The 23,527-nt window shown below is 56.4% G+C and carries 15 protein-coding genes and 1 pseudogene; 9 read left to right on the top strand and 7 right to left on the bottom strand.

Annotated features, from left to right (window positions below; genetic code table 11):
- The first annotated feature begins 70 nt into the window (after window positions 1-70).
- Both AAEZ03_RS01705 and AAEZ03_RS01700 read left to right on the top strand, forming a co-directional pair.
- On the top strand, window positions 71-1,729 hold the full coding sequence (locus AAEZ03_RS01705; RefSeq protein WP_350575441.1) for a nitrite/sulfite reductase: 1,659 nt from the start codon (window positions 71-73) through the stop codon (window positions 1,727-1,729).
- A complete protein-coding gene (locus tag AAEZ03_RS01700) occupies window positions 1,713-2,207 on the top strand; it encodes a DUF934 domain-containing protein (RefSeq protein WP_153328907.1) in 495 nt (164 codons plus the stop codon). The genes AAEZ03_RS01705 and AAEZ03_RS01700 overlap by 17 nt, the downstream gene beginning before the upstream one ends.
- 47 nt (window positions 2,208-2,254) lie before the next feature.
- Here the strand turns inward: AAEZ03_RS01700 and AAEZ03_RS01695 are convergent, their stop codons facing one another.
- On the bottom strand, window positions 2,255-7,369 hold the full coding sequence (locus tag AAEZ03_RS01695; RefSeq protein ID WP_350575438.1) for an NEL-type E3 ubiquitin ligase domain-containing protein: 5,115 nt from the start codon (window positions 7,367-7,369) through the stop codon (window positions 2,255-2,257).
- Window positions 7,370-7,549: 180 nt separating this feature from the next.
- Window positions 7,550-8,569: a protease SohB gene (gene sohB / locus AAEZ03_RS01690; RefSeq protein WP_350575435.1), complete on the bottom strand. Its 1,020-nt coding sequence runs from the start codon at window positions 8,567-8,569 to the stop codon at window positions 7,550-7,552.
- A 204-nt stretch (window positions 8,570-8,773) separates the two neighbouring features.
- Between sohB and AAEZ03_RS01685 the strand changes: the two genes are divergently transcribed.
- The 4 genes from AAEZ03_RS01685 to AAEZ03_RS01670 all read left to right on the top strand — a co-directional run bounded on the left by AAEZ03_RS01685 (window position 8,774) and on the right by AAEZ03_RS01670 (window position 11,901).
- Window positions 8,774-9,484 (top strand): histidine phosphatase family protein, encoded by a 711-nt coding sequence (locus AAEZ03_RS01685; RefSeq protein ID WP_123749122.1) that lies wholly within the window; start codon window positions 8,774-8,776, stop codon window positions 9,482-9,484.
- A 55-nt stretch (window positions 9,485-9,539) separates the two neighbouring features.
- Window positions 9,540-9,854 (top strand): SCP2 sterol-binding domain-containing protein, encoded by a 315-nt coding sequence (locus AAEZ03_RS01680; RefSeq protein ID WP_123749121.1) that lies wholly within the window; start codon window positions 9,540-9,542, stop codon window positions 9,852-9,854.
- 187 nt (window positions 9,855-10,041) lie between these two features.
- On the top strand, window positions 10,042-11,109 hold the full coding sequence (locus tag AAEZ03_RS01675) for a phosphotransferase family protein (RefSeq protein WP_350575431.1): 1,068 nt from the start codon (window positions 10,042-10,044) through the stop codon (window positions 11,107-11,109).
- Window positions 11,110-11,133: 24 nt separating this feature from the next.
- The gene (locus AAEZ03_RS01670; RefSeq protein ID WP_350575428.1) at window positions 11,134-11,901 is read left to right on the top strand and encodes an SDR family oxidoreductase; all 768 of its coding nucleotides are present in this window, start codon (window positions 11,134-11,136) and stop codon (window positions 11,899-11,901) included.
- A gap of 62 nt (window positions 11,902-11,963) precedes the next feature.
- On the opposite strand, the gene AAEZ03_RS01665 is transcribed toward AAEZ03_RS01670, so the two are convergent.
- Window positions 11,964-14,675 (bottom strand): RHS repeat-associated core domain-containing protein, encoded by a 2,712-nt coding sequence (locus AAEZ03_RS01665; protein WP_350575425.1) that lies wholly within the window; start codon window positions 14,673-14,675, stop codon window positions 11,964-11,966.
- Window positions 14,676-15,163: 488 nt separating this feature from the next.
- Between AAEZ03_RS01665 and AAEZ03_RS01660 the strand changes: the two genes are divergently transcribed.
- Complete coding sequence (locus AAEZ03_RS01660; RefSeq protein WP_278938857.1) at window positions 15,164-15,685, top strand: AAA family ATPase; 522 nt, start codon at window positions 15,164-15,166, stop codon at window positions 15,683-15,685.
- A gap of 291 nt (window positions 15,686-15,976) precedes the next feature.
- Window positions 15,977-16,087, top strand: a pseudogene (locus AAEZ03_RS29215) (amyloid-like fimbrin subunit FapC); the annotation flags it as partial.
- On the opposite strand, the gene AAEZ03_RS01655 reads toward AAEZ03_RS29215, so the two are convergent.
- Window positions 16,056-17,381, bottom strand: coding sequence for a sigma-54 dependent transcriptional regulator (locus tag AAEZ03_RS01655; protein WP_350575421.1), 1,326 nt, complete (start codon window positions 17,379-17,381; stop codon window positions 16,056-16,058). The pseudogene AAEZ03_RS29215 and the gene AAEZ03_RS01655 sit on opposite strands and share 32 nt — an antisense overlap.
- Before the next feature lie 353 nt (window positions 17,382-17,734).
- Between AAEZ03_RS01655 and AAEZ03_RS01650 the strand changes: the two genes are divergently transcribed.
- Window positions 17,735-18,001, top strand: a complete 267-nt coding sequence (locus AAEZ03_RS01650) for a hypothetical protein (RefSeq protein WP_153335391.1) — start codon at window positions 17,735-17,737, stop codon at window positions 17,999-18,001.
- 72 nt (window positions 18,002-18,073) lie between these two features.
- Here the strand turns inward: AAEZ03_RS01650 and AAEZ03_RS01645 are convergent, their stop codons facing one another.
- The 3 genes from AAEZ03_RS01645 to cobN all read right to left on the bottom strand — a co-directional run bounded on the left by AAEZ03_RS01645 (window position 18,074) and on the right by cobN (window position 23,525).
- Window positions 18,074-18,616 carry a vWA domain-containing protein gene (locus AAEZ03_RS01645; RefSeq protein ID WP_350575543.1) on the bottom strand — a complete coding sequence of 181 codons (543 nt, stop codon included), beginning with the start codon at window positions 18,614-18,616 and terminating at the stop codon, window positions 18,074-18,076.
- Between the two features lie 110 nt (window positions 18,617-18,726).
- Window positions 18,727-19,734 carry a magnesium chelatase ATPase subunit I gene (locus AAEZ03_RS01640; protein WP_282362786.1) on the bottom strand — a complete coding sequence of 336 codons (1,008 nt, stop codon included), beginning with the start codon at window positions 19,732-19,734 and terminating at the stop codon, window positions 18,727-18,729.
- A gap of 20 nt (window positions 19,735-19,754) precedes the next feature.
- Window positions 19,755-23,525, bottom strand: a complete 3,771-nt coding sequence (gene cobN / locus AAEZ03_RS01635) for a cobaltochelatase subunit CobN (protein ID WP_350575416.1) — start codon at window positions 23,523-23,525, stop codon at window positions 19,755-19,757.
- Between the last annotated feature and the right edge of the window lie 2 nt (window positions 23,526-23,527).

Raw genomic sequence — 23,527 nt, 5'->3', positions numbered from 1 at the left:
CGACCGCTCCGTGGGGAGTGCGCGGCCGTGCGCGCAGATAAGCTGTAAGCAGCCTGAGAACAGGACCTATATGTACGTATATGACGAGTACGATCAGCGGATCATCGAGGACCGCGTAAAGCAGTTCCGAGATCAAACCCGACGCTACCTGGCAGGGGAGCTGAGCGAAGAAGAGTTCCGCCCTCTGCGCCTGCAAAATGGCCTTTATGTCCAGCGTTTTGCGCCAATGCTGCGGGTTGCCGTGCCGTATGGCCAACTGACTTCGCGTCAAGCGCGAATGATGGCAAAGATTGCCCGCGACTACGACAAGGGCTACGCCCACATCAGTACCCGCCAGAACGTACAGTTCAACTGGCCGGCTCTCGAAGACGTGCCCGATATTCTGGAAGAACTGGCCACCGTGCAAATGCACGCCATCCAGACCAGCGGTAACTGCCTGCGTAACGTCACCACCGACCAGTTCGCCGGTGTGGCGGCGGATGAGCTGATTGACTCGCGCCCATGGTGCGAAATCGTTCGTCAGTGGACCACCTTCCATCCGGAATTTGCCTACCTGCCACGCAAGTTCAAAATTGCGATCAATGGCTCGGCGTCTGACCGCGCAGCCATCGAAGTACACGACATCGGCCTGGAGCCTGTGTTCAACGAAGCTGGCGAACTGGGCTTCCGTGTGCTCGTGGGTGGCGGCCTGGGCCGTACGCCGGTGGTCGGCGCGTTCATTAATGAATTCCTGCCGTGGCAAGACTTGCTGAGCTACCTCGAAGCCATTCTGCGTGTTTACAACCGTTATGGCCGTCGTGACAACAAGTACAAGGCCCGGATCAAGATCCTGGTAAAAGCCCTGACGCCTGAAGTCTTCGCTGAACGCGTTGAGGCCGAAATGGTTCACCTGCGTGGCGGCTCGACCACGCTGACCGAAGCTGAAGTTCAACGGATCGCCAAGCACTTCATTGACCCGGCTTACAAAGCCCTGCCTGACTTCGGTGCTGAACTGGCCGAACTGGACAAGCAGCATCCAGGCTTTGCCCGCTGGCGTAGCCGCAACACCCTGGCCCACAAAAAACCGGGTTATGTTGCCGTTACCCTGTCGTTGAAACCCACCGGTGTTGCGCCGGGTGACGTGACCGACAAACAGTGGGACGCGATTGCCGATATGGCCGACCGCTACAGCTTCGGCCAGTTGCGCACCTCCCACGAGCAGAACATCATCCTGGCCGATGTTGAAGAAGGCCAGTTGTTCACCATGTGGGGCGAGTTGCGCGAACAAGGTTTCGCCACGCCGAACATTGGTTTGCTGACCGACATGATCTGCTGCCCGGGCGGTGACTTCTGCTCGCTGGCCAACGCCAAGTCGATCCCGATTGCCGAATCGATCCAGCGCCGTTTTGAAGACCTGGACTATCTGTTCGACATCGGTGAGCTGGACCTCAACATTTCCGGTTGCATGAACGCCTGTGGTCACCACCACGTCGGTCACATCGGTATTTTGGGTGTAGACAAGAAAGGCGCTGAGTTCTACCAGGTGTCGCTGGGTGGCAACGCCAGCCGTGATGCCAGCCTGGGCAAGATCCTTGGCCCATCGTTCGCGCAAGATGACATGCCGGATGTGATTGAAAAGCTGATCGACGTCTATGTTGAAAAACGCAATGAAGATGAGCGTTTTATCGACACTTACCAACGTATCGGCATCGACCCTTTCAAGGAGCGCGTCTATGCAGCGAATAATTAAGAACAACGAAGTTATCGACGAAACCTGGCACTTGCTGCCAAAGGACGCGACCTTCGACGGTATTTCCAACTGTGACGACCTGATCGTGCCGCTGGCATTGTGGCGCGAGCATGCTCACGCCCTCAAAGCCCGTGACGGCGGCCTGGGTGTGTGGCTGGACAGCGATGAAGAAGCCGAAGAGATTGGCCAGGACGTTGAACACTTCCAGGTAATTGCCCTGAATTTCCCGGCATTCACCGATGGCCGCAGCTACTCCAACGCCCGCCTGCTGCGCGACCGCTATGGTTTCAAAGGCGAGTTGCGCGCCATTGGCGATGTACTGCGTGACCAGTTGTTCTATCTTCACCGCTGCGGCTTTGACGCGTTTGCCATTCGCGCTGACAAAGACCCGTATGAAGCACTGGAAGGTCTGAAAGATTTTTCGGTGACCTACCAGTCTTCAACCGACGAGCCGATGCCTTTGTTCCGTCGTCGTTAAGCCATAAATGACAGCCCTGATCAGCATTCAGGGCTGTTTATGCGCCTTTAGACCCTTGTGGATCGTGTTTCTCCCGCTTTAGAAACCGCCAGTGGATGGGTCTCAAGGACCAATTTCGTTAGCTGTGTAACCACCTCAGCAATAGCCTTCTTGCGCTCATTGCCCACTCTTTCAGACTGTCGCTTGTATTCATCACTGCTGAGCGTGGCACGCTGCGAGTACACCTCATCAAGCAGCGCCTGATACCTGTCCATTACCGCGGTGAATGCCGACGGCGTTTTTTTCTGCAAATAATCGCCCCAGAAATCCTGCCCTGAGATGGACTCAAGCAATGCAGGCATCTGTTCTTGATCAAGTACGTACTGCCTGGCGGACTCGAGTTCCGCAGCGGATACGTTGGCAATGTTGCCGAAGCGCATGCTAGTAGGCCGTGCCGGAAGCTCCAGTGAATTGGCCAGATTGACGTGGTAAAACATCTGGATCTCCAGCGGATCAAGACGCGCTATCTGTTGTTGCACGCTTCCCGGGCTGAGCAAAGCGGCCAACCTTATACCCTCTGCAGAACCCAGCCGATAGGCAACACCTTGGCGCTCCACTGCGGGCATCTCGGCCAGAGGCCTTGGTGCCAGATTCGTGCCTGCGGCATCAACCAGTTCCTGCAGTTGCTGTACATACTCATTCTGAGTGGCATGGATGGTATTGATGCGCGCACTGATGATGCTCAAGACATGCTTGTTGAGCATATCGATACGAAACATCCCGCGTGCCAGCTTAAGCATTGCGTCTTCGCTATGGGCTGAATGCTCCGCCAGAAACACCAGGTGATCCAATTCAAGTTCAGCAAACACCATCGCAATACCATCACCACAGGTGCTCAGATGTCCGGCCAGACCGAACAAACGGTTGCGTAGCTCAGTGCTGTCATGGGCCGCTTGCAGCAGCGCCCAGACGCGCCGAGTCAAATCCACTCTGGCATTTGCAAATTGCGATGACGTACTCAGGTCTTCAATGACGGCAAAAAAATCAGCAGAGCCGGGTTCGCGCGCCAAAGCCGCCCATAGACTGCTTTGCACAGCAGAAGGTTCGTCAGCCCAATGATCAATGCCCTGAACTCTTGTGGCATGCTCACGGCCCCTCGCCATGCTCAGCGTATTTTGCTGATTGTCACGGTATAGATTTAAACGCCTTACCGAGTCTGGAGTCAGCGGATTGTCGTGCAAGGAGGTAACCCGATTGATAGAAGCCATTGCCTGGGTGAGCATTTCTTCCGGGATATGGCTAATGGTGTTGTTGCGCAGGTCCAGTGTTTGCAAATGATTGAGTGCCTGAATCCCTGTCGGCCAGGTGTTCAAGCCGGTGTGGCGCAGAATTAAATGCTGCAGGTCGGGCATCTGTTGCACCGAAAAACTTCTACCCAGCGGGTTACCGGTCAATACCAGCGTCTTCAGCTTTGTCATCGCCGATAAGACCTCCACACTCTCAGGGGTCAACACAATTTGATTGTTGCGAAGATTCAAATGTGTCAGCTCTGGCATATTGGCAATAGAGGCCGGAAGCTCGGTCAACTGAGTGGTATTGAGTGACAGATGGCGCAGTTCGGTGAATTTATCCAGCAAGACAGCGGGAACCTTACAGGTGGTGTTGGCCAGGTACAAAGAGAGGACATGACTAAAATTGGCTTCGAAAGAGGGCAAGGCATCGACCGGCCAGCCATTAAGATTTAACTCGTACCCGGCAACCCCCTCCAGACTTACCTCCGTACTCAACCTGCGCCAGGCGCGGATCAGTACTCGACTCATGGCACGTTTGGTTTGAATCGGTACCAACGTGCGCAACCCTCTGACTGGATAGGTCCATACACTGGCCTCTTCCCACTCCTGCAAGGTTTTACGCAACATATCCAGTTCTGCCTTGCGCGCCACCAACTCACTTGCAACCAACTCCGGTGAAAGCTGCAAATTACGCAGAAACTGGCCTGTCTGAGCTTCCGACATGTTTGGATAAAGCTCTTGAACCAAATCCTTTAATATCGGCGCCTTGGTTGCTTCGCTGAGACGCCCGGCCTTCCCGCCCAACGTATAGCCGACCCTCCCGTCAGCAAGACGCATGGGAGACTTGAACCAGGGCTTGATATCTTGCATGCCCATAGCCTTTGCTGAGCCGCTTCGCTGCTGGGTTGCCAGCGTTGCTATGTTCGACATGAACGCTGCATAAGACAATGGTGCACCGCCATTGAGTCCTTTACGTTCATTATCAGTCAACGATTTGTACACGCAGGCTGTCAGATCCGGGCTTGTGAAGGGTTGGCCGGTGCTTGCGCCGGAATACTCATAGAGCTCACCCTTTTTAAAAATTTCACGCCTAGATGTTCCTGTCTCACCTTCAATGACGCTCAACTGCTCGTTGTTTAAATGATTGCGGACAGAAATTGTCACCTTTTTCGGCCATCCAGCCAGCTGTGGCATCGTGTGCCAGGCCAGTGTCTGGCTGTCAGTGTTGCTCAGGGCTTCGCAAAGAATTCCTTCAAAAGCGCGATTTAAACGCAGTTCTTGTACGTAACGGCGCGCTTCTTCGCCAGCACGCAATGGTAAGCGAGCAAGATAGGTCAGCCCCGTCAACTCTTCCTGCGAAAGGTGACTGGCCAACTCTTCCAGGACGCCTACCGGCAAGCCAGGGAACTGCAGCCTTATGTTTCTCAGCCCCGGGTCAAGGCTTTCGTTAGCCGTATAAAGGCGTGCCACCAGTTCACGCTTGGTTGATTGAGCCAGGTTGCCCAGTTTACGTGCCAATGCCAACGCTTGATCTTTAGTGCCAATGACGAGCTCTTCCAGCAGCGTCTGGATCTGTGTACCCGTCAGGGACTCCAGTGTTGCCATGAGTAATTCGCCCTTATCAATGCGCGCCTGAGTGATTTCCGTCCTGGCACGTACTCTTTCAGGGCTCACACCGAGGTCTTTGAAGGTACCTCGCTGCAGGTCTACCACGCGCAAGCCTTGATCGTCTGGCCAACCGGGCAATCGGGGCAGCAGTTCGAGTTGCATGGCTGCCAAGTCAGCCTTGCCATGCAAACCCTGTTGCATCTGTGAACTAAAACTTTCGACTTGTTCACTCAAACGCATGCGCTTGATGCTGTCGGCCAACAGCGCAGGTCTTGGCAGGATATCAACATACATCTTTCGCAACTGCGCCTCGCTCGTGCCACTCAGCGATAAGATGTGCTCGGCCATAGCATCGGAAAATAGCTGAGTGTCGGGCCCAAGGCGCCGAAATAGCTGCAAGCGAGACCATTGCATCGGCGCGTCAAACTCATGGGTCCATGCCCCGCTGCCGCTGTGTCTCAAGATGGGGCTGTAAGCATCCGGTTTTAGTACCGGCTCTATAGACATCCTCCCCGAACTTACTTCTCCCCGCACTTGATAAACCTTTTTCTCAAGTTCAAGGTAGTGCACGCCCTTTAACTGGTACAACCCATTAGCATCAGGTTTGAGGCCTGACAAAATTTCAGGTCGACGCTCATACAGTTTCAGGTCTGGCTTCCACAAGCGTTTCTGGCCAGTCCCCAGAGTAATTTGGGTCAGACGATTAACCACCGGTGAAGAGTTTAATGATTTGGCCGCCCCTGGTGCCGCGACCATTGTGAGGTTTTGCGCCACATCAAACAGGTGCTCAAGGGCTGCAACTTTATCGTTACGCTCCCAGGCTTCAATACCGTCGTAGATATCAACGCCCAACTGAACCACACCAAATAACAACATCATTTCTCCCACCACTGGCACAAACCCCATCGCAAGCGTCAGGGCACTTAGTCCGGCATTCCAGAACGCTGCCTGCCGTGCAAGGCGCGATTGGCTGTCTTCGTCTGCAGTAGGTACGGCCAGCAGGCGGGCGTCATCTTTGATCTGCGACAGTTGCAGTTGCCAGGCCTTTTCAAAAGGATCACCCAGTTGTGCAATTAATTTAGATTCGCCGAAAATGGCAGGTGCATTAATAATAGGCGGGCGACGTAATAACAAAGAATCCCAAGCAGCTTTTTTAAGATCGATCCTTCTGATAAATTCAGCACGATAACGCAACGGTACCAACTTCACGAAATAGTCTGAAAATTCACGCTGTCTAAGCAGCTCACGTAAATCAATTTTGAACTGATCGATAGTTGCGAATTCGTAAAATGCCTGTTTTGGCGCCTGTGGCAAGTACACGATGCAGCGCTGCAATTGACTCGCCTGCAGCTTCTCGGGCCACCAGATAATCATCCCGGGCACTTCAAAACCCATAATCTCTAACGTGCTGTGAACGTTGCGCCTATTGTGCCAGGCGAGTTGATTGTTCAAGAGCTCAGCCAGTATGAAATTATAGTTTTCGACAGCCACATGCCGCTTCATGAACGCCACGTGCAACTCAGCGGTAAACTCAAGACGCTTATTTTGAATGAACGCCACTTTAAGTTGAAAGGCTTTGGAGCGCTGATCCGTGACCTCATAGTCTTTTTCAACGGGCGTGAAGATACTGTCCAGGTGCGACTGATATTGCTCGCCAAGATTGAGGTCGCGGCAGATGCGAGCAAATTTTTCAGGTTCATACTCCGGTAAATTAACAAACCCGTTGCTTTGAACGTTGTAAAGGATTGTGCCCGGGTCAAATCCACCCTTGACTGTTTCAGCGTGCTCAAAATTCTGTAAGGCCGCCTGCATCACGTCATGGTGGCTTGTACTGGAAATCAGATTGATTTCCAGAGACGTGGGGATCAAAGACTCGGGCAATATCAATTTGGCCAGACTATCGACCAGACTCGTTTGCTGATTGGCTAAGAACAAGACCGCATTGCTTAACAAACGGACCTGTTTGAAACCATGGGTCCTGAGGTTGATAGTGCCCCATCCATGGGCCGTCAAGGCGGTTTTCAATAAGGGCTCAGCAAACTGTTCTATCGACTGGATACTGGCGAATACAGGGGAAATTTCGGTTTGAGCCGTGTGCCACTGCAGCATGGTTTGGCGCAATGTTTCGCGCAATGTCGGCGATGCATCCTTGAACCATGCAGGCAATTGCTGCTCAATAAAATTCTGATGAGGGTGTTGCACTTCAGTATTAAGCCATTGCTCAGCAGTGAGAGGGGTTACTTGGGCGGGGGATAACTCGGGGACATTCTGTGTGTCTGTCATGGCATAAGCCCTCATCTAAAAGTTGAAAAATCAGCTTATAGACAGAGCACAGATAAATTTAATTGAATACCTGATGGTTCAGCGTGTGAATGCAACTGTAATTCGAACAAGCCGCCTATATAAGTAACGCACATTTAATAAAAACCCGGTTGCGCAATCAAATCGCAACCGGGACGCTCGTTACCAGAAACGTTGTTGGGTCAAACGCCCCCACAGTGAGTCAGCCACGCGCTCAACAGAGTGACTGGCGGCAAGGCCAACACGCTCTTGCAAGCTTTTACGCTGGGCATAATGCAAATGAAACAGCTGCGCTTGTTTGGCACGCTCTGACAAGTACTCATCGCTGGTTTTCAACTCATCGACCAGCAACTTGTCCACCGCAGCCACACCTAGCCAGACTTCCCCGGTGGCAATCTGATCAATCTCCAACTGCGGGCGGTACTGGGCCACGAAGTTCTTGAACAATTGATGAGTGATATCCAGGTCCTGCTGGAATTTTTCACGGCCTTTTTCGGTGTTCTCACCGAATACCGTTAACGTGCGCTTGTACTCGCCAGCGGTGAGTACTTCGTAATCAATGTCGTGCTTTTTAAGTAGGCGGTTGACGTTTGGCAACTGCGCCACCACCCCGATAGACCCTAAAATCGCGAACGGCGAACTGATAATTTTTTGCCCGATACACGCCATCATGTAACCGCCGCTGGCGGCCACTTTGTCGATGCAGATCGTCAGCGGGATGCCGGCCTGACGAATACGCGCCAGCTGCGATGAGGCCAAACCGTAGCTATGGACCATGCCACCGCCGCTTTCCAGGCGCAAAACCACTTCGTCAGCCGGTGTGGCCAGCGTCAGCAATGCCGTAATTTCATGGCGCAGGCTCTCGGTTGCCGAGGCTTTAATATCACCTTCAAAGTCCAATACAAAGACCCGTGGCTTTTCTTCCGGTTGTTTCTTCAGCTTTTTATCGGCCTTGGCCTGCTGCTTGCGCAACGACTTGAGTTGATCCTTGGACAGCAGTGATTGCTCGAGCTTGTCGCGCAGGCCTTTATAGAACTCGTTCATCTTGCTGACTTGCAATTGCCCGGCAGTCTTGCGACCTCTGCCACGCAATGCTGCGAGGGTCACCAGGACTACCAGAATGGCAACCACCACGGTGACGGTTTTAGCCAAAAAACTGGCGTATTCGGCAAGAAATTCCACAGCCTCTCCTTACAAACGCTTGCAGCCCTCGGGACAGGGCCACGTAATGCTGCCCAGCATACCGACGTGATACCGGGGCTGCCAGCCGTGAAACACCTTGTCGACGGTGCTTACAGACAATTCAAACAAGCGTATGTTTTTTTATTGACAGGCTCCCGGCATCCTCCTAACCTCGCCAGACTTTCAACGTGCCGGGAAGCGGACGTGGGCATCATCTATTTGATTCGACATGGGCAGGCCTCATTCGGTGCAGACGACTACGACGTGCTGTCGCCGCTGGGTGTACGTCAGGCGCAAATCACAGGTCAGCATCTGGTTGACTTGGGGATACGCTTTGATCGCTGTCTGTCGGGTGATTTACTGCGCCAGCAACACACCGCAGAACATGCCCTCGCCCAGTTCACTGCCGCCGGCTTACCCACGCCCGCACTGGAAATAGACCCGGCGTTTAATGAGTTTGATGCGTTCGGGATTCTCGATGCCCTGCTGCCAGGCATTTTGCCGCAAGAACCGAACGCCCTGCACACGCTGAAAAATGCAGCTGAACAGCCAGAAGAGTTTCAGCGCATCTTTGATCTGATTATTGCGCGCTGGCTCAGCGGTACCTATGACACCGCGCAGATCGAAAGCTGGTTGGCCTTTGTCGAGCGCGTACAAGGCGGCCTCAATCGCGTGCTTGACCACGCCGGGCATAAACAAAACATTGCCGTGTTCACTTCCGGCGGCAGCATCACTGCCCTGCTCCACCTTTTGACCCAAATTCCTGCCAGCGAAGCCTTCAAGCTGACCTGGCAAATCGTCAATACCTCACTCAGCCAACTCAAGTACCGTGGCCGTGAGGTAACCCTGGCTTCCTTCAACAACCATGTGCATTTGCAGTTGTTGAAGACGCCATCGCTGATCACCTACCGATGAGCGCTGGCAACCGCGACCTGCGGGTCGCCGTAACCCACCCTAAAAGGATCGAACCATGACTTCTGTAGCTGATGCCGTTCAAGCAATGAAAGCCAAATTCAACCCAGCCGCTGCTGCCGGCCTGGACCTGGTATTCGGTTTTCGCATTGATGAAGACAAGCACTTCTCGCTGGTAGTCAAAGACAGCACGTGCGAATTGCTGGAAGGCGAAAACCCGGACGCACAAGTGACTCTGGTGATGGACGGCGAAACCCTGGAAGGCATCGTCAGCGGCGAAACCGACGGCATGCAAGCGTTCATGGGCGGCAAGCTGCGCGCTGAAGGCGACATGATGCTGGCCATGAAGCTGAGCGAACTTTTCCCGTCGTAAGCCACACGCAACATCCTGAAAACCGAAGCCCCGTGCTTCGGTTTTTTTTTAGCTGTGCTTCACTCAATGCCAATCAAGGACACTGATTATTCACTAACACGCGTACCTATTAAGGCTGTGCTTGGCGTTACGGCGCATTAGATTAGCGAATGTTGTCAGGTCACAAAAATAAGCAGAAGAGATAAACATGACGCTTACCGACTCATCTACCCGTATCCGTTCTGGCGAAGAGCTCGACGCCAGCCAGATTGATCCTTACCTCAAAGCTCATATTCCGGGGCTTTCGGGGCAACCGGCAATTAGCCAGTTTCCGGGTGGGGCCTCCAACCTGACCTACTTGATTGAGTACCCGGGCGTTGAGTTGGTCCTTCGCCGCCCGCCGTTCGGCCATAAAGCCAAGTCGGCTCACGATATGGGCCGCGAGTTCCGCATTCTCAACCAACTCAAGGATGCGTTCCCGTACTGCCCCAAAGCCTATGCCCATTGCACCGATACCAGCCTGATCGGTTCCGAATTCTATGTGATGGAACGGGTCAAGGGCATCATTTTGCGCTCAGACCTGCCGCGCGAACTGGCGTTGAGCGCCGACGACACCCAAGGTCTGTGCCAGAGCTTTATCGACAAACTGGTGGAGTTACATCGGGTTGATTACGCCGCCTGCGGTCTGGGCGAACTGGGTAAGCCAGAAGGTTATGTCCAGCGCCAGATCTCGGGCTGGAGCGATCGCTATGAAAAAGCCCTGACTCCCGATGCTCCGCTTTGGGAAGAGGTCAAGGCGTGGCTTGATGCCAAGATGCCCGCAGACCATTCAACCCCTGCGATTGTTCATAATGACTACCGCTTCGACAACGTGATCCTTGATCCAAACAACCCGATGCAGATCATCGGCGTGCTGGACTGGGAACTGACTACCATTGGCGACCCATTGATGGATTTGGGCAATACCCTCGCCTACTGGATCGAAGCTGACGACCCGGCACCGGTCCAACTGATGCGCCGCCAGCCCAGCAATGCCCCCGGCATGTTGACCCGCCGCGAGTTCGTCGACTACTACGCCGAACGATCAGGGATTCAGGTCGATAATTACGACTTTTACTACACCTACGGGCTGTTTCGTCTGGCCGGTATCGTTCAGCAAATTTACTACCGCTACTACCACGGCCAGACCCGGGACAAACGCTTTGCACCGTTCGTACATATGAACGCACTGCTTGAGCAGATGAGCCTCAAGGTCATCCGCCAGTCCAGCCTTTAAGCCCGCGATAAACAGGGAATCAGCATGTCCAAGACTCAATTGTTCGACCTTGACGGCAAAATCGCCTTTGTTTCCGGCGCCAGTCGCGGCATTGGTGAGGCCATCGCCAAGCTTCTGGCCCAGCAAGGCGCCCATGTGATTGTCTCGAGCCGCAAGCTCGAAGGTTGCCAGCCGGTGGCTGAGGCGATCATTGCCAATGGCGGCACCGCGACAGCCATGGCCTGCCACATTGGTGAAATGGAGCAAATCACCCGGACCTTTGCGCGTATTCGCGAAGAGTTTGGCCGCCTCGATATTCTGGTCAACAACGCGGCGACCAACCCTCAGTTTGGTAACGTCCTGGATACTGACCTGGGCGCGTTCCAGAAAACAGTCGACGTGAACATTCGTGGCTACTTCTTTATGTCGGTTGAAGCCGGCAAGCTGATGCGCGAACACGGCGGCGGCAGCATCATCAATGTGGCCTCGATCAACGGTGTCTCGCCGGGGCCATTTCAGGGCATTTACTCAATGACAAAAGCTGCAGTCATTAACATGACCAAAGTTTTTGCCAAGGAGTGTGCGGGTTTTGGTATCCGCTGCAATGCACTGCTGCCAGGCCTGACCGACACCAAGTTCGCCTCGGCGCTGGTCAAGAACGACGCCATTCTCAAAGGCGCACTGCAACAGATCCCGCTCAAGCGTGTGGCCAATCCGAACGAAATGGCCGGTGCAGTGCTGTATTTGGCCAGCGATGCGTCCAGCTACACCACGGGTGTGTCGTTGAATGTGGATGGCGGTTTTTTGTCCTGATCACACTTGCACAGAGGCCGACCGGCCTCTGTGCGTCACTCTGCAGTCCAGGCGTACAACACTTAGCGTGATGATGTGCGCCACAGGCTTGATAAGCGGCTGTAACCCTGTCTGGCGGTTAGCATCAAAATGCCACGGAACTCTGTGAGCGCCGTCGCCACTCCGCGTGCCGCAGCGACCCAGAAACGGGCCCTCGAGCTTTGCCCGGAAGCGGACTGGCCAGTGGCATAAGCGGCGATGGCTTCCATCCCCGCCCCCGACCAATACCCCCACGCTTGATTGAACATTCGGCTTAACCCGCCGTGGCCAGTGGCCGCAAGGTCAGGCAGTTGAATGGCGTCGACATGAGCGTCGTACACAGAGGTTGAGTGACCAGCCCGAATGGCGCTGCCTGCCGCGGCATCATAAGCCTCAATAAAAGGCCCGACATTGGGAATTAAAGATTCGGGAATTGAACCGCTGTAAATCGCGTTCGGCACCGTGGCCAAACCATAAGCCGCTGCGGCCATCAGTGTTCTAGGGGCTCGTGCAGCCAGCGGCGTTTGCCCCCATGACACAGTCGTACCCAGACCTCGTACCACTTGTTGCCCTACCTCCCTGGAAAACGCCCTTACATGTCCAATCAAGCGCTGTCGGGCTACGGGGTCCCATTCCTGTTCAAGGTCAACTGCGCCGGTATCGTTCATGCTTGCAAAGCCTCTGTCGGCAGTTGCAAGAGCTGCTATTCCAGCCAGCGGGCTGAACCGGGTCCAATTACCCAATAATCCCGTCGTCATGTGAAAGACTGCCAGGGAATCCAGCCCCGCAACGACTTGCCTCAGTACGTTATTCAAGACGCGGGTCGGTTGCCTGCCTGCAAACAACAGCAGATCGACCCCCACCCCAAGCGCGTTGCTTGCGTAGGTCGCCAATGAGTCACGGATGGCAGCCGAGCTTGCCGCCTGCAAGGCCGGGCGAACTCGTTCGGAGAAGCGTGCGGCTGCGCCGCGAATCTGCGAAAAACGACTGACCGGGCCGCCTAAGGCCACTTTCTTCGACGCCATCCCTTGGCTGTCGACATAACTGACGGGGTTGCCACGTGCCATTGCGTACAGGTTTAAACCATCGATGTCTGCGCCTGAATCGGCATTGATCCAGCGCCCAAGCCACGGCGCATAGTAGCGATACCCGTAGTAATAGAGACCGCTGGCATCGCGCTCTTTACCCGAGTAACGAATGGTTTTATAGGACGCTTCAACCGCGCTCTTTGCCGCCCACCAGGCGGTGCCGCCATAGGGGTAATAGGTTTCCTGACTCAGCACTCGAGCGCTGCCATCCAGCTCCAGCGTACTGCTGCCCAGGTTATCCGAAAGAGCAAAGCGTATTTGCTGATTTTCAATGCCCTCAGGGCGACCTTGCTCCCACTGCAAGATCCGGATGCTGTGCAGTGCGCCTGAGACGATAACGGTGTTCAGCCACTCGCCGGTAGCACTATTACGCCGGATCTCCAGGCCGGGCAAGCAACGTACGGTGGTTTGATGGGTCTTGTTTTTGGACAGACTACGGCGGATCTTCAGCACTCGCTGCCCACTGCTGTCATAGCGATAGGTTTCGTCATCGTCCTCACCATCAGGGCGCACGACCTGGATGGCACGCTGCAACTGATTGCGCACATTCCAACTGAGCGTCTGCCCCGGCTGCAGTGCCAACTGGTTACCATTTTTATCAAACCCGCTGCCTAATCCTGGCGCTAATCCAGCCGGAGCCTGTTCTACAGCGTGGTTGCTATGGGTGGCGATGCTCATCTGCCGGGTGTAACCCGTGGCCTGGGCAGGCAGGTGTCGCAGGGCGCTCAGATTGCCGCTGGCATCGTAGCGGTAGCTTTGCCGGTAGTGACGGCACAGATTGGCCTGGGTCGAGCCAAAAGGCTCGGCATCCAACAGCCCCGACCCGCTGGCAGCGCGGCTACTTTCACGGCCTGTGGCGTCAATCAGTTGGTAGAGGCTGTCATAGCGGTAGGTGTTCTGCGCCTTGGTTCGCGTGTTATCAAACCACTGCACCGGCTGCGCCGCGTCACTTACGCTCAACACATTGCCAACACGGTCATACGTGTAGGCCAGGTCTTGCAGTGACTCTTCGGCCTTGCCCGACCGATAGCTGCGCAAGCGCTGCAGGCGCTGATCAAGTGCGTTGTACTCAAGCGCGCTGACAACGCCATTACCCGCGCGCTCACTCAGCACTTGCCCGGACGCGCTGTATACCCGCTGCTCAAGCAAGGTTTGAGCGCTGCCACCGGCAAGCTTAACGCTCACGCTGGCCAGCAAGCCATCCACGGCATAGCCCGTATGCTGAAGATTGCCCTTGGCATCAATCTGCCGGGCAAGTTCACCTGAGGCCTGATAACGCCAGGTGCTGGTATGACCTTCACTGTCCTGCGGTTCGTCACTGAAGCGGCGTATTTGCTTCGACAGTTGACCAAGTACGTCGTAAGACTCAAAGCGCACATCACCTGCCGGATCGGCATGAGTAATCAATCGGCCACAACGGTTGTGCATGGCCTCATCAGGAGTTGAGGACCCGTAGGTCAACTGCTCGACCACCGTGGGGGCGCTTTCATCACTGGCTTGCTCAGATACCCGGGTCAGGCGTAACAAATGATCGTACTCGAAGGTTTGGCAGGCGCCGCGAGAGTCCCAGCGCTGGATGACTTGACCACAATTGCCCAGCCAACTGATCCCCTGCCCTTGATCGGCGCTGTCACTCAACAGCAGGCGGCCGGACAGTGAGTAACTCATGCATTGGTTGGGCCTGACACTCGTGTCGTTTTCATGCAGGGCTGATAAGCGCGGATCCCACTGCTCCTTGAGCACGCCGATAGGGCTGAAGACGTGTCGGTTAGTCCGCGCCTGCACCGCCTCCTAAGCGTTTTGGCGGTAATAAGCCACTTGGCGAATACTCAGCCCGCGTGGGTCGAGCGCTATCAGCGATGGGGTGTGTTGGTGTAAAGAAGCAGACATAAGGTGTTGTCCTGAACGGCACAATAATTAAAAAGTGTAGAGATCAGGTTCCATGCCTCATGACTAATAAGGGCGCGTTTTGTATCCATATAAGTACGCTTACAGCATTTAAAGCGTCTTCGAAGGCTCACTGCTGACTGCCCTGACTGTGTGCAGAGCTGTAGTGTGCAGGGATTCCCAAAGATGCGATGACTGCGGGTACAATTCCCGGCTTTCTCTCTCAACCAAGGGTTGCCAATGTCAGGGCTGGTGGTGGTGCTGCGCACATGAAGGTCGTGGTTTTGGCAGGTCCGGAATCCAGCGGCAAGAGCTGGCTCGCGGCGCAGTTACAGGCTCATTTTGGTGGCGTGTTGGTGGGCGAGTATGTGCGCTACTTCATTGAGCAAAACCCGCGCGATACCTGCCTGGCCGACATTGCGACCATCGCCCGCGGGCAACTCGACTGGGAAGATCACGCCCGCGCCAGGCAGCCTGAATTGTTGATTCTGGATACTCACTTGTTGAGCAACATACTCTGGAGCCAAACGTTGTTTGGCGACTGCCCGGACTGGCTGGAGCCGCAGTTACTCAACCGTCACTACGACCTGCACTTGCTGCTATCACCCGACGACGTCGAATGGACGCAAGACGGTCAGCGTTGCCAACCGCTGCTGGCCGAACGCAAAGCTTTTTTCAACGCCAGCCGGCAATGGCTCGAACAGCACCAGCAACCGCTGCAAGTTCTGACCGGTGATTGGGGCGTTCGGCAGCAACAGGCCTTTGCGGCCGTACAGCGTTTACTCGCGTAAACCCGCTGAAACACTCGCCGGGGCTTAACGCCTTATAACACTGGGGTTTAAGGCTTTTAAGCAAAACTGTAAAGAGGTTGATACATCATTGCTTTGCCAATACAGGCGTTAACACTTAATCCGACTCATATTTGAAACACTGTGCTGCGTTACCGCCAAACAAGTTCTTGCAACTTACTGTTTTGAAAGAGTTGTTTAACAACGGCACAGGTATTGCTCTGTTCTGCTTACCGTTTAAATCAACAAGAACACGAAACACGTTGGTCTGGTGAATAAAGTTCGGAGTCTGCAATGAAATCCGCTGATGCTCTCAAGCCTTTGGTTTATGCCCTCGCCGCACTGATGGCAGCTGCCGCACAACCACCGCGTCCTAGCGAATTTGATGCTTGTGCAACAACCGATAAAAAGTAGGCCGGGACACACCGAGCACTTTGGCCGCAACGCTCAGGTTATTCGAGTGGAGATGCAATACATCACACAGTGCTTGCCGTTCAGCCCGATGTTTATAGTCTTCAAGGGTCTCCATGACTTGCTGAGTCGTGGTGTGGGACTCCAGGCCCAGGTCAACCGCTTCGATTTGTCGGCCTTCAGCCAGCACCAGGCCACGACGAACCCGGTTGGCCAGTTCGCGAACATTGCCCGGCCAGGCATGATTGCCCATCGCGATCAGGGCGCCCTCACTGAACGAGCGTGGGCGCCGGCCAGTCTCCTGGCTGTAAAAGCGCGCAAAGTGATTGGCCAGCAGGCTCAGGTCGCCATGCAATTCACGCAACGGGACGGTAGAGACCTGTAACACGTTGAGGCGGTAGTACAGGTCCTCGCGAAAACGGCCTGACTGGATCGCTGCTTCAAGGTCGATATGGGTGGCCGCCAAAACTCGGACATCGACGGCGATAGGTTCACCGCCACCGACCCGTTCAATGTGTTTTTCCTGCAAAAACCGCAAGAGGCTGGCTTGCAACTCCAGCGGCAGGTCGCCGATTTCATCGAGGAACAGCGTGCCACCGTTGGCCGCCTCGATACGCCCGATCTTGCGTTGGTGGGCGCCGGTAAATGCGCCCTTTTCGTGACCAAACAGCTCGGATTGAATCAGGTTTTCGGGAATTGACCCGCAATTGATCGCCACAAACGGCTTGTCGGGACGCAGGGACTGATGATGCAACGTTCGCGCAACCAACTCTTTGCCAGTACCGCTTTCGCCACGGATCAGGATCGGCGATTCGGTGGGCGCGAATTTGCCGAGCAGTTTGCGCAATTCGCGCAAACTGCGGCTATCACCCAGCAAATCATGCCCTTCAGTCTCGACAAGGTTGACCACCTGATCACGCAACCGGGCCATGCCGAATGCGCGACCGAGTGTCACCTCAACCCGTGGCACATCAAAAGGCAAGGTGTGGAAATCAAAGAACCACTCGCAGACAAAGTCCCCGACATTTTTGAGTTTCAACACCTCGGGGCTGACGACAGCGATCCATTGAGTGCCACTGCGGTTGATCATTTTTTTGAGCGGGTCGGGCCGCTCCAGGTGCTCAGGCAGCAAACGAAACAAGCCGACGTCACACGATCGGTCGATCACGGACTCCAGGCTGCAACTGTCCACCGACCAGCCGATACTCTGAAGCCCTGGTAATAACTGGTGACAATCTTCGAAAGGATCTACTACTAACAGACGCCGAGGTGATGACATTCCAAGCATGGCTAATCCCTCGCGCCATTGAGTAAAAAGAGTCGTAGAAACAAAGTGTTGATATGGGTGAGCGTAACGTTAGCAACTGGATTGGCAGTGACTTGAACCGTTTCTTTATAACGGTAATAGCCAATTAAACTTTGCCAACCCAAAGTGACATCATGCCGCTGCAACAGCCATTTAAGCGGATGCAGGCAGCCTTTCAGAATTGATTTAAATCAATGAGGTAAAAAAAAATTTTAAAAAAGTGACGCGCGTGTGTGACCCGAAGCAGGTCTCAGGACATCAGTACAAGTAACCAACCGAACGGTACGCCCAGCCGACGGTTAATCATTTGATGGGCACACATGAGAGAAGACCCTATGAACGCCCCGCTCCGTTTCAACGAAGCACTTTTGATTGCCGGCCACGCCTTTGAACCTTTTCAGTGCGTTGCCTGGGCAGCGCCCGATGGCCAAGGCGAATTGAGCCTGACAGTTATTGACCGCACCAACACCCGTATTGGCCGCAAACAAATCTCGCTGAGCGCGCTGTCTGATGCCACCCAACTGAAAAACCTGCTGGCCCAGGCCCGTACCGAATTGAGCGACGAAGGCTACGCGCTACAGCCTTGGGTAATGCCGGCTTAATAGCCGCCCTACTTGTAGGAGCGAGCTTGCCTCGCGATCTTTTGATTTTTTAAACGATCGCGAGGCAGTTGGTTACGCGTCAATATGCCGGTAATCGATCTGCAACTGCGCGGCCATTTGCTCAGCACGCCCCAGACGAATCGGGCCTCGCTCGATATCAATCAACAGGCCCGGACAGTCCAGTTTCGGTAACGCCTGCCCTTCTTTTAAACGCCCGTCGGTGATCAGCAAAAAGCGCTGTTGCTCTTGAGGCAACTGCTTGCGACGCACTTCAAGCCAGCGCGATACCTCTTGCAACGCTTCCAGCAACGGCGTGCCGCCACCCGCTCCCAAACTCTGCAACCAGTTATCCAGCGCTTTTGAAGCCTTGGCACCGCTGACGTGCCAGTGTGGTGCGCTGCCACTGGCCGTCATCACGGCAACTCGGGCACGTTGGCGGTAAGCATCTTCAAACAGTTGCGCCAACAAACCTTTGGCATCGCCCAGCGCCTGGTGCCGACGGGTTGAAGCCGAGGCATCAATGACCACCAGCCACAGTTCCTGCGCAGCACTTTTACGGCTTTTAAAAGCCAGGTCGTTGCGATTCTGTGGACGGCCTCGCAACAGTGTTTGCAGCCAATCAATGGCGCCGCTGTCAGCACGGCGACTGGCGCCCTGCCGACCTTGCTCAAGGGTGCCCGACTGAGGTTTGGCATCCACCCCCGCCGTTGTACGAGGGCGAATGCCTAAGGCTTTTTTGGCCAGCTCGGCACTTCACGTCGAGCGCCCATGGCTTGCGGCTGCGCAGGCATTTCACCCCACTGGCCTTGGCCTGAACGGCTGGAGCTTCCCGCCGACTTATCCTGAGACTGAGGCTGCTCGGGGGTTGGCGCTTGTGGCGGCTGTTCGCGGCGACGATGGCGCAAGGCGAACTCGGCCACGGCATCAATGTCTTCGAGGCTGATTGCCGTTGCCCCCCGCCATGCGGCATGCGCCCTCGCGGCACGCAGCCAGACCAGGTCGGCGCGCATGCCATCAACGCCTGCAGCGAAGCAGCGTTCAGTAATAATGGCCAGCGAGTCATCGTCCAGTGCAATGCCCTGCAAACTCTTGCGGGCCTGCTGGCAGCGCTGGCGCAAAGTCTCTTGTGCCTGTTCCCAGTGCGCGCAGAAACCCTGCGGGTCGCTGTCAAAGGCCAGCCGGCGACGGATGATTTCACTGCGTTCAGCCGGCTGCGGCTGCCCGTTCATGGCCACGTTCAGGCCAAAACGGTCGAGCAATTGCGGGCGTAGTTCACCTTCTTCGGGGTTCATGGTGCCGATCAGCACAAAGCGCGCCGGGTGACGATGGGAAATGCCGTCACGCTCCACCACATTGATGCCGCTGGCCGCAACGTCCAAGAGCACGTCCACCAGATGATCGGCCAGCAGATTGACTTCATCGACATACAGCACGCCGCCATCAGCCTTGGCCAACACGCCGGGTGAAAACTGCGCCTTGCCTAGGCCCAGTGCAGCGTCCAGATCAAGGGTGCCCACCAGCCGCTCTTCGGTGGCGCCCAGCGGCAAGGTGACAAATGGCCCGCTGGCCAGCACATCCGCCAGGCCGCGGGCCAAGGTTGATTTGGCCATGCCACGCGGGCCTTCGATCAACACACCGCCGATTTTCGGGTCAATCGCCGTCAGGCACAGCGCCAGTTTCAATGAATCCGCGCCAACCACCGCCGACAGCGGGAAATGCGGGGTGTCCGTCATGGGTTGAGCCCTTTCAAAAGTCAGTCTTCTTCAATGTCCAGCAACAGGTTTTCCAGCGCCTCGCGGTAGTCGCCCGGTTCGCTCCAGAGCCCGCGCTGCTGGGCTTCCAGCAGGCGTTCGGTCATGTCGCGCAAGGCATGCGGGTTGTGTTGCTGGACGAAATCACGGTTGTTCGGGTCGAGCAAATAGGCATCTGCGAGCAACGCGTACTGGTGGTCGTCGATCAATTGGGTGGTCGCGTCAAACGCGAACAGGTTGTCGAGCGTCGCTGCCATCTCGAACGCACCTTTGTAGCCATGACGTTTTACCCCTTCGATCCACTTTGGATTCGCGGCACGGGAACGAATCACCCGATTCAACTCTTCCTTGAGAGTGCGTACTTTCGGCAAGTCCGGCTGGCTGTGATCGCCATGGTAACTGGCGGCCGTCGTACCGCTCAGGCTCTCGACGGCCGCCAGCATGCCGCCCTGGAACTGGTAATAGTCGTTGGAATCGAGCAAGTCATGCTCGCGGTTGTCCTGGTTCTGTACCACCGCCTGCACCTGGCTCAAGCGCTGGGCAAACTGCCCGCGAGCAGCGGTGCCTTCATCGGCGCCACCATAGGCGTAGCCGCCCCAGTTGAGGTAAACCTCGGCCAGGTCTTCGCGGCTTTGCCACAGACGCCCGTCAATCGCGTTTTGCACGCCAGCGCCATAGGCACCCGGCTTGGCACCAAAAATGCGCCAGCCCGCCTGCCGCGCGGCAAGTTCCGGCGCCAGGCCGTCCCGTTCAAGCTGTTCGCGTTCGCTGCGCACTTTGGCCGCCAGCGGGTTGAGGTCATCCGGTTCATCCAGCGCAGCCACCGCCTGCACCGCCGCATCAAACAGGCGGATCAGGTTGGCAAAGGCGTCCCTGAAGAACCCTGAGACCCGCAAGGTCACGTCTACCCGAGGCCGGTCGAGCAAGCTGACCGGCAAAATCTCGAAGTCATCGACGCGCTGACTGCCCGTGGCCCAGACCGGGCGCACGCCCATCAGCGCCATGGCCTGGGCGATGTCATCGCCGCCCGTGCGCATGGTCGCCGTGCCCCACACTGACAACCCCAGTTGCCGCAAGTGATCGCCATGGTCTTGCAGGTGACGTTCAAGAATCAGGTTGGCTGACTGAAAGCCAATCCGCCACGCAGTGGTCGTGGGCAGGTTGCGCACATCGACTGAAAAAAAGTTACGCCCGGTGGGCAGTACATCCAGACGCCCGCGACTCGGCGCGCCACTGGGTCCCGCTGGTACAAAACGCCCGTTCAGGGCATCCAGCAAACCTTGCATCTCTGCCGGCCCACACGCGTCCAGACGCGGTGCGACAACATCCAGCAAAGCATCAAAAATCGAGCGCACTTCAGCCCATTGCTCACTGCCCGGCAACTGCAAGCAGCCGTCCAGCGCTTGCTCGATTAACTGTGCGGCGTACAGCTCAAGACGCTCACGGGTGTCGCCTGCGGTGCGCCACAGCGCCTCGCTGACGGCTTGCAGCTCAGGTGGCTGACGCTGGGTCCAGGGTTCGGCCAGCGCACAGTCCAGCGGGTCGAAACCCAGTTCAAAGGCTTTGGCCAATGCCCGCAACAGACTTGATTGGGCGCCACGACCATCACCACGGGGGATGCGCAGCAACGCAAGCAAGGTGTCGATACGCAGTCGCCCGGCCGGGGATTCGCCGAAAATATGCAGCCCGTCGCGGATTTGCGACTCTTTGAGGTCGCACAAATAGGTGTCCAGACGCGGCAACCAAATAGCCGCATCGGCGTCGCTGTCGAGGTTGTCGTCCAGTTGCAGCTCGCGATCAATGTGGGTGTCGCGCACCAGCTTGAGAATATCGCCCTGCAATTCACGGGCGCGGCGCGGGTCGAGCAACTGCGCCTCGTAATATTCATCGGCCAGCAGTTCCAGATCACGCAGCGGGCCGTAGGTTTCGGCGCGGGTCAGCGGCGGCATCAGGTGGTCGATGATCACCGCCTGGGTGCGCCGCTTGGCCTGTGCGCCCTCGCCCGGATCGTTGACGATAAACGGGTAAACATTGGGCAGCGGGCCGAGTATCGCATCCGGCCAGCAGTGCTCGGACAGGCCGACGCCTTTGCCCGGCAACCATTCCAGGTTGCCGTGTTTGCCCACGTGCACCACGGCATGGGCGCCATAGGTGTGGCGCAACCAGAAGTAGAACGCCAGATACCCGTGCGGCGGCACCAGATCCGGGTCGTGATACACCGCGCTGGCGTCCACCTGATAACCACGGGCAGGCTGAATGCCGACAAAGGTCAAACCAAAACGCAGCCCGGCAATCATCATGCGGCCACTGCGAAACATCGGATCGTTGTGCGGCGTGCCCCAGCGCTCGTTCACGGCCTGGCGATTGGCTTCGGGCAACTGATTGAACATTGCCCAGTACTCATCCAGGCCCAGACTCTGATGGCAGGGCCGCAGGTCCAGGCTGTCCAGATCGTTACTGACCCCGCCCAATAGCGCTTGAATCAACGCTGTGCCCGACGCGGGCAAGTCGTCTTGCAGCGGATAACCCTGAGCCTGTAACGCGCGCAATATATTCAGCGCCGCCGCCGGGGTATCAAGCCCCACGCCATTGCCGATGCGACCATCTCGGGTCGGGTAATTGGCCAGAATCAGGGCAATGCGTTTTTGCGCGTTGGGTACGCGGGCCAATTCGACCCAGCGCCGTGACAGCTCGGCGACAAAGTCCATACGCTCGGGCTGTGCGCGGTAGCACACCACGTCTGACTGGCTGCGCTCACTGCGCCAGGCCAGGTCTTTGAAACTGATGGGGCGGCTGATAATTCGCCCATCCAGCTCGGGCAAGGCAATGTGCATCGCCAAGTCCCGCGGGCCCAGGCCTTGCTCGCTGTCGCGCCAGCCGGGCTCATTGTCTTGAGCGCAAATCGCCTGGATCACCGGGATATTGCGCCGGAACGGCCGCAGATGCGGCGCTTCCGGGCTGGATTGGGCAAAACCGGTGGTGTTCAGGATGACCCCGGCGTCGACCTCATCGAGCAGATCTTGTACCACCGCCAGGCAGTCCGGCTCTTTAAGGCTGGCCACCACCATCGGCAAAGGGTTAAGCCCGGCCGCCTGTAAGCGCTGGCAAAACACATCGACAAATGCGGTATTGGCCGCCTGCAAGTGCGAGCGATAGAACAATAACGCCGCTACCGGCTGCCCGGCCTGCCAATCGGCTTGCCAGTGGGCAAGTTCGGCGCTGCCGTGCTGCGGGTGGTAGATGGCCGTACGCGGCAAGGTCTGTGGCTCGCCCCATGGATAATCGCGCCCCAGCCACAGGCTGGCCAGGCAACGATAGAGTTGCAGCGCGTTAGCACGGCCGCCCTGGCGTAAAAAGTGCCACAGGCGCTCGGCGTGTTCGGCGGGTACGTTGCACAACGCGCTGAGCTCCGGGTCGGGACGGTCATCGCCCGGCACCAGAATCAAAGTCACGCCGCGCTCGGCCAACTGCATCAACCGCTCGATGCCATAGCGCCAGTAACCAATCCCGCCGTGCAATGACAGCAGAATCACTTTGGCGTGTTGCAGCACCTGATCGACATACAGATCGACCGAGCCGTGGTTTTGCACCTGCATCGGGTTAGCCAGACGCAGGCTTGGATAATCTTCAGGCAACTGCTGCGCGGCGTCCGCGAGCAGTGCCAGGCTTGAATCACCGCTGCACAGGATCACCAGCTCGGCGGGTGTCTGGCCTAGGTCGGCAATGTTGTCGTCCGATACAAAGCCACCGGGCTGGGTCCTGAGCAAATGCATGG

Origin of the sequence: Pseudomonas sp. HY2-MNA-CIBAN-0224, assembly GCF_040310285.1 — a bacterium.
Classification (GTDB): domain Bacteria; phylum Pseudomonadota; class Gammaproteobacteria; order Pseudomonadales; family Pseudomonadaceae; genus Aquipseudomonas; species Aquipseudomonas helleri.
This window is presented reverse-complemented; position numbering and strand designations above follow the sequence as displayed.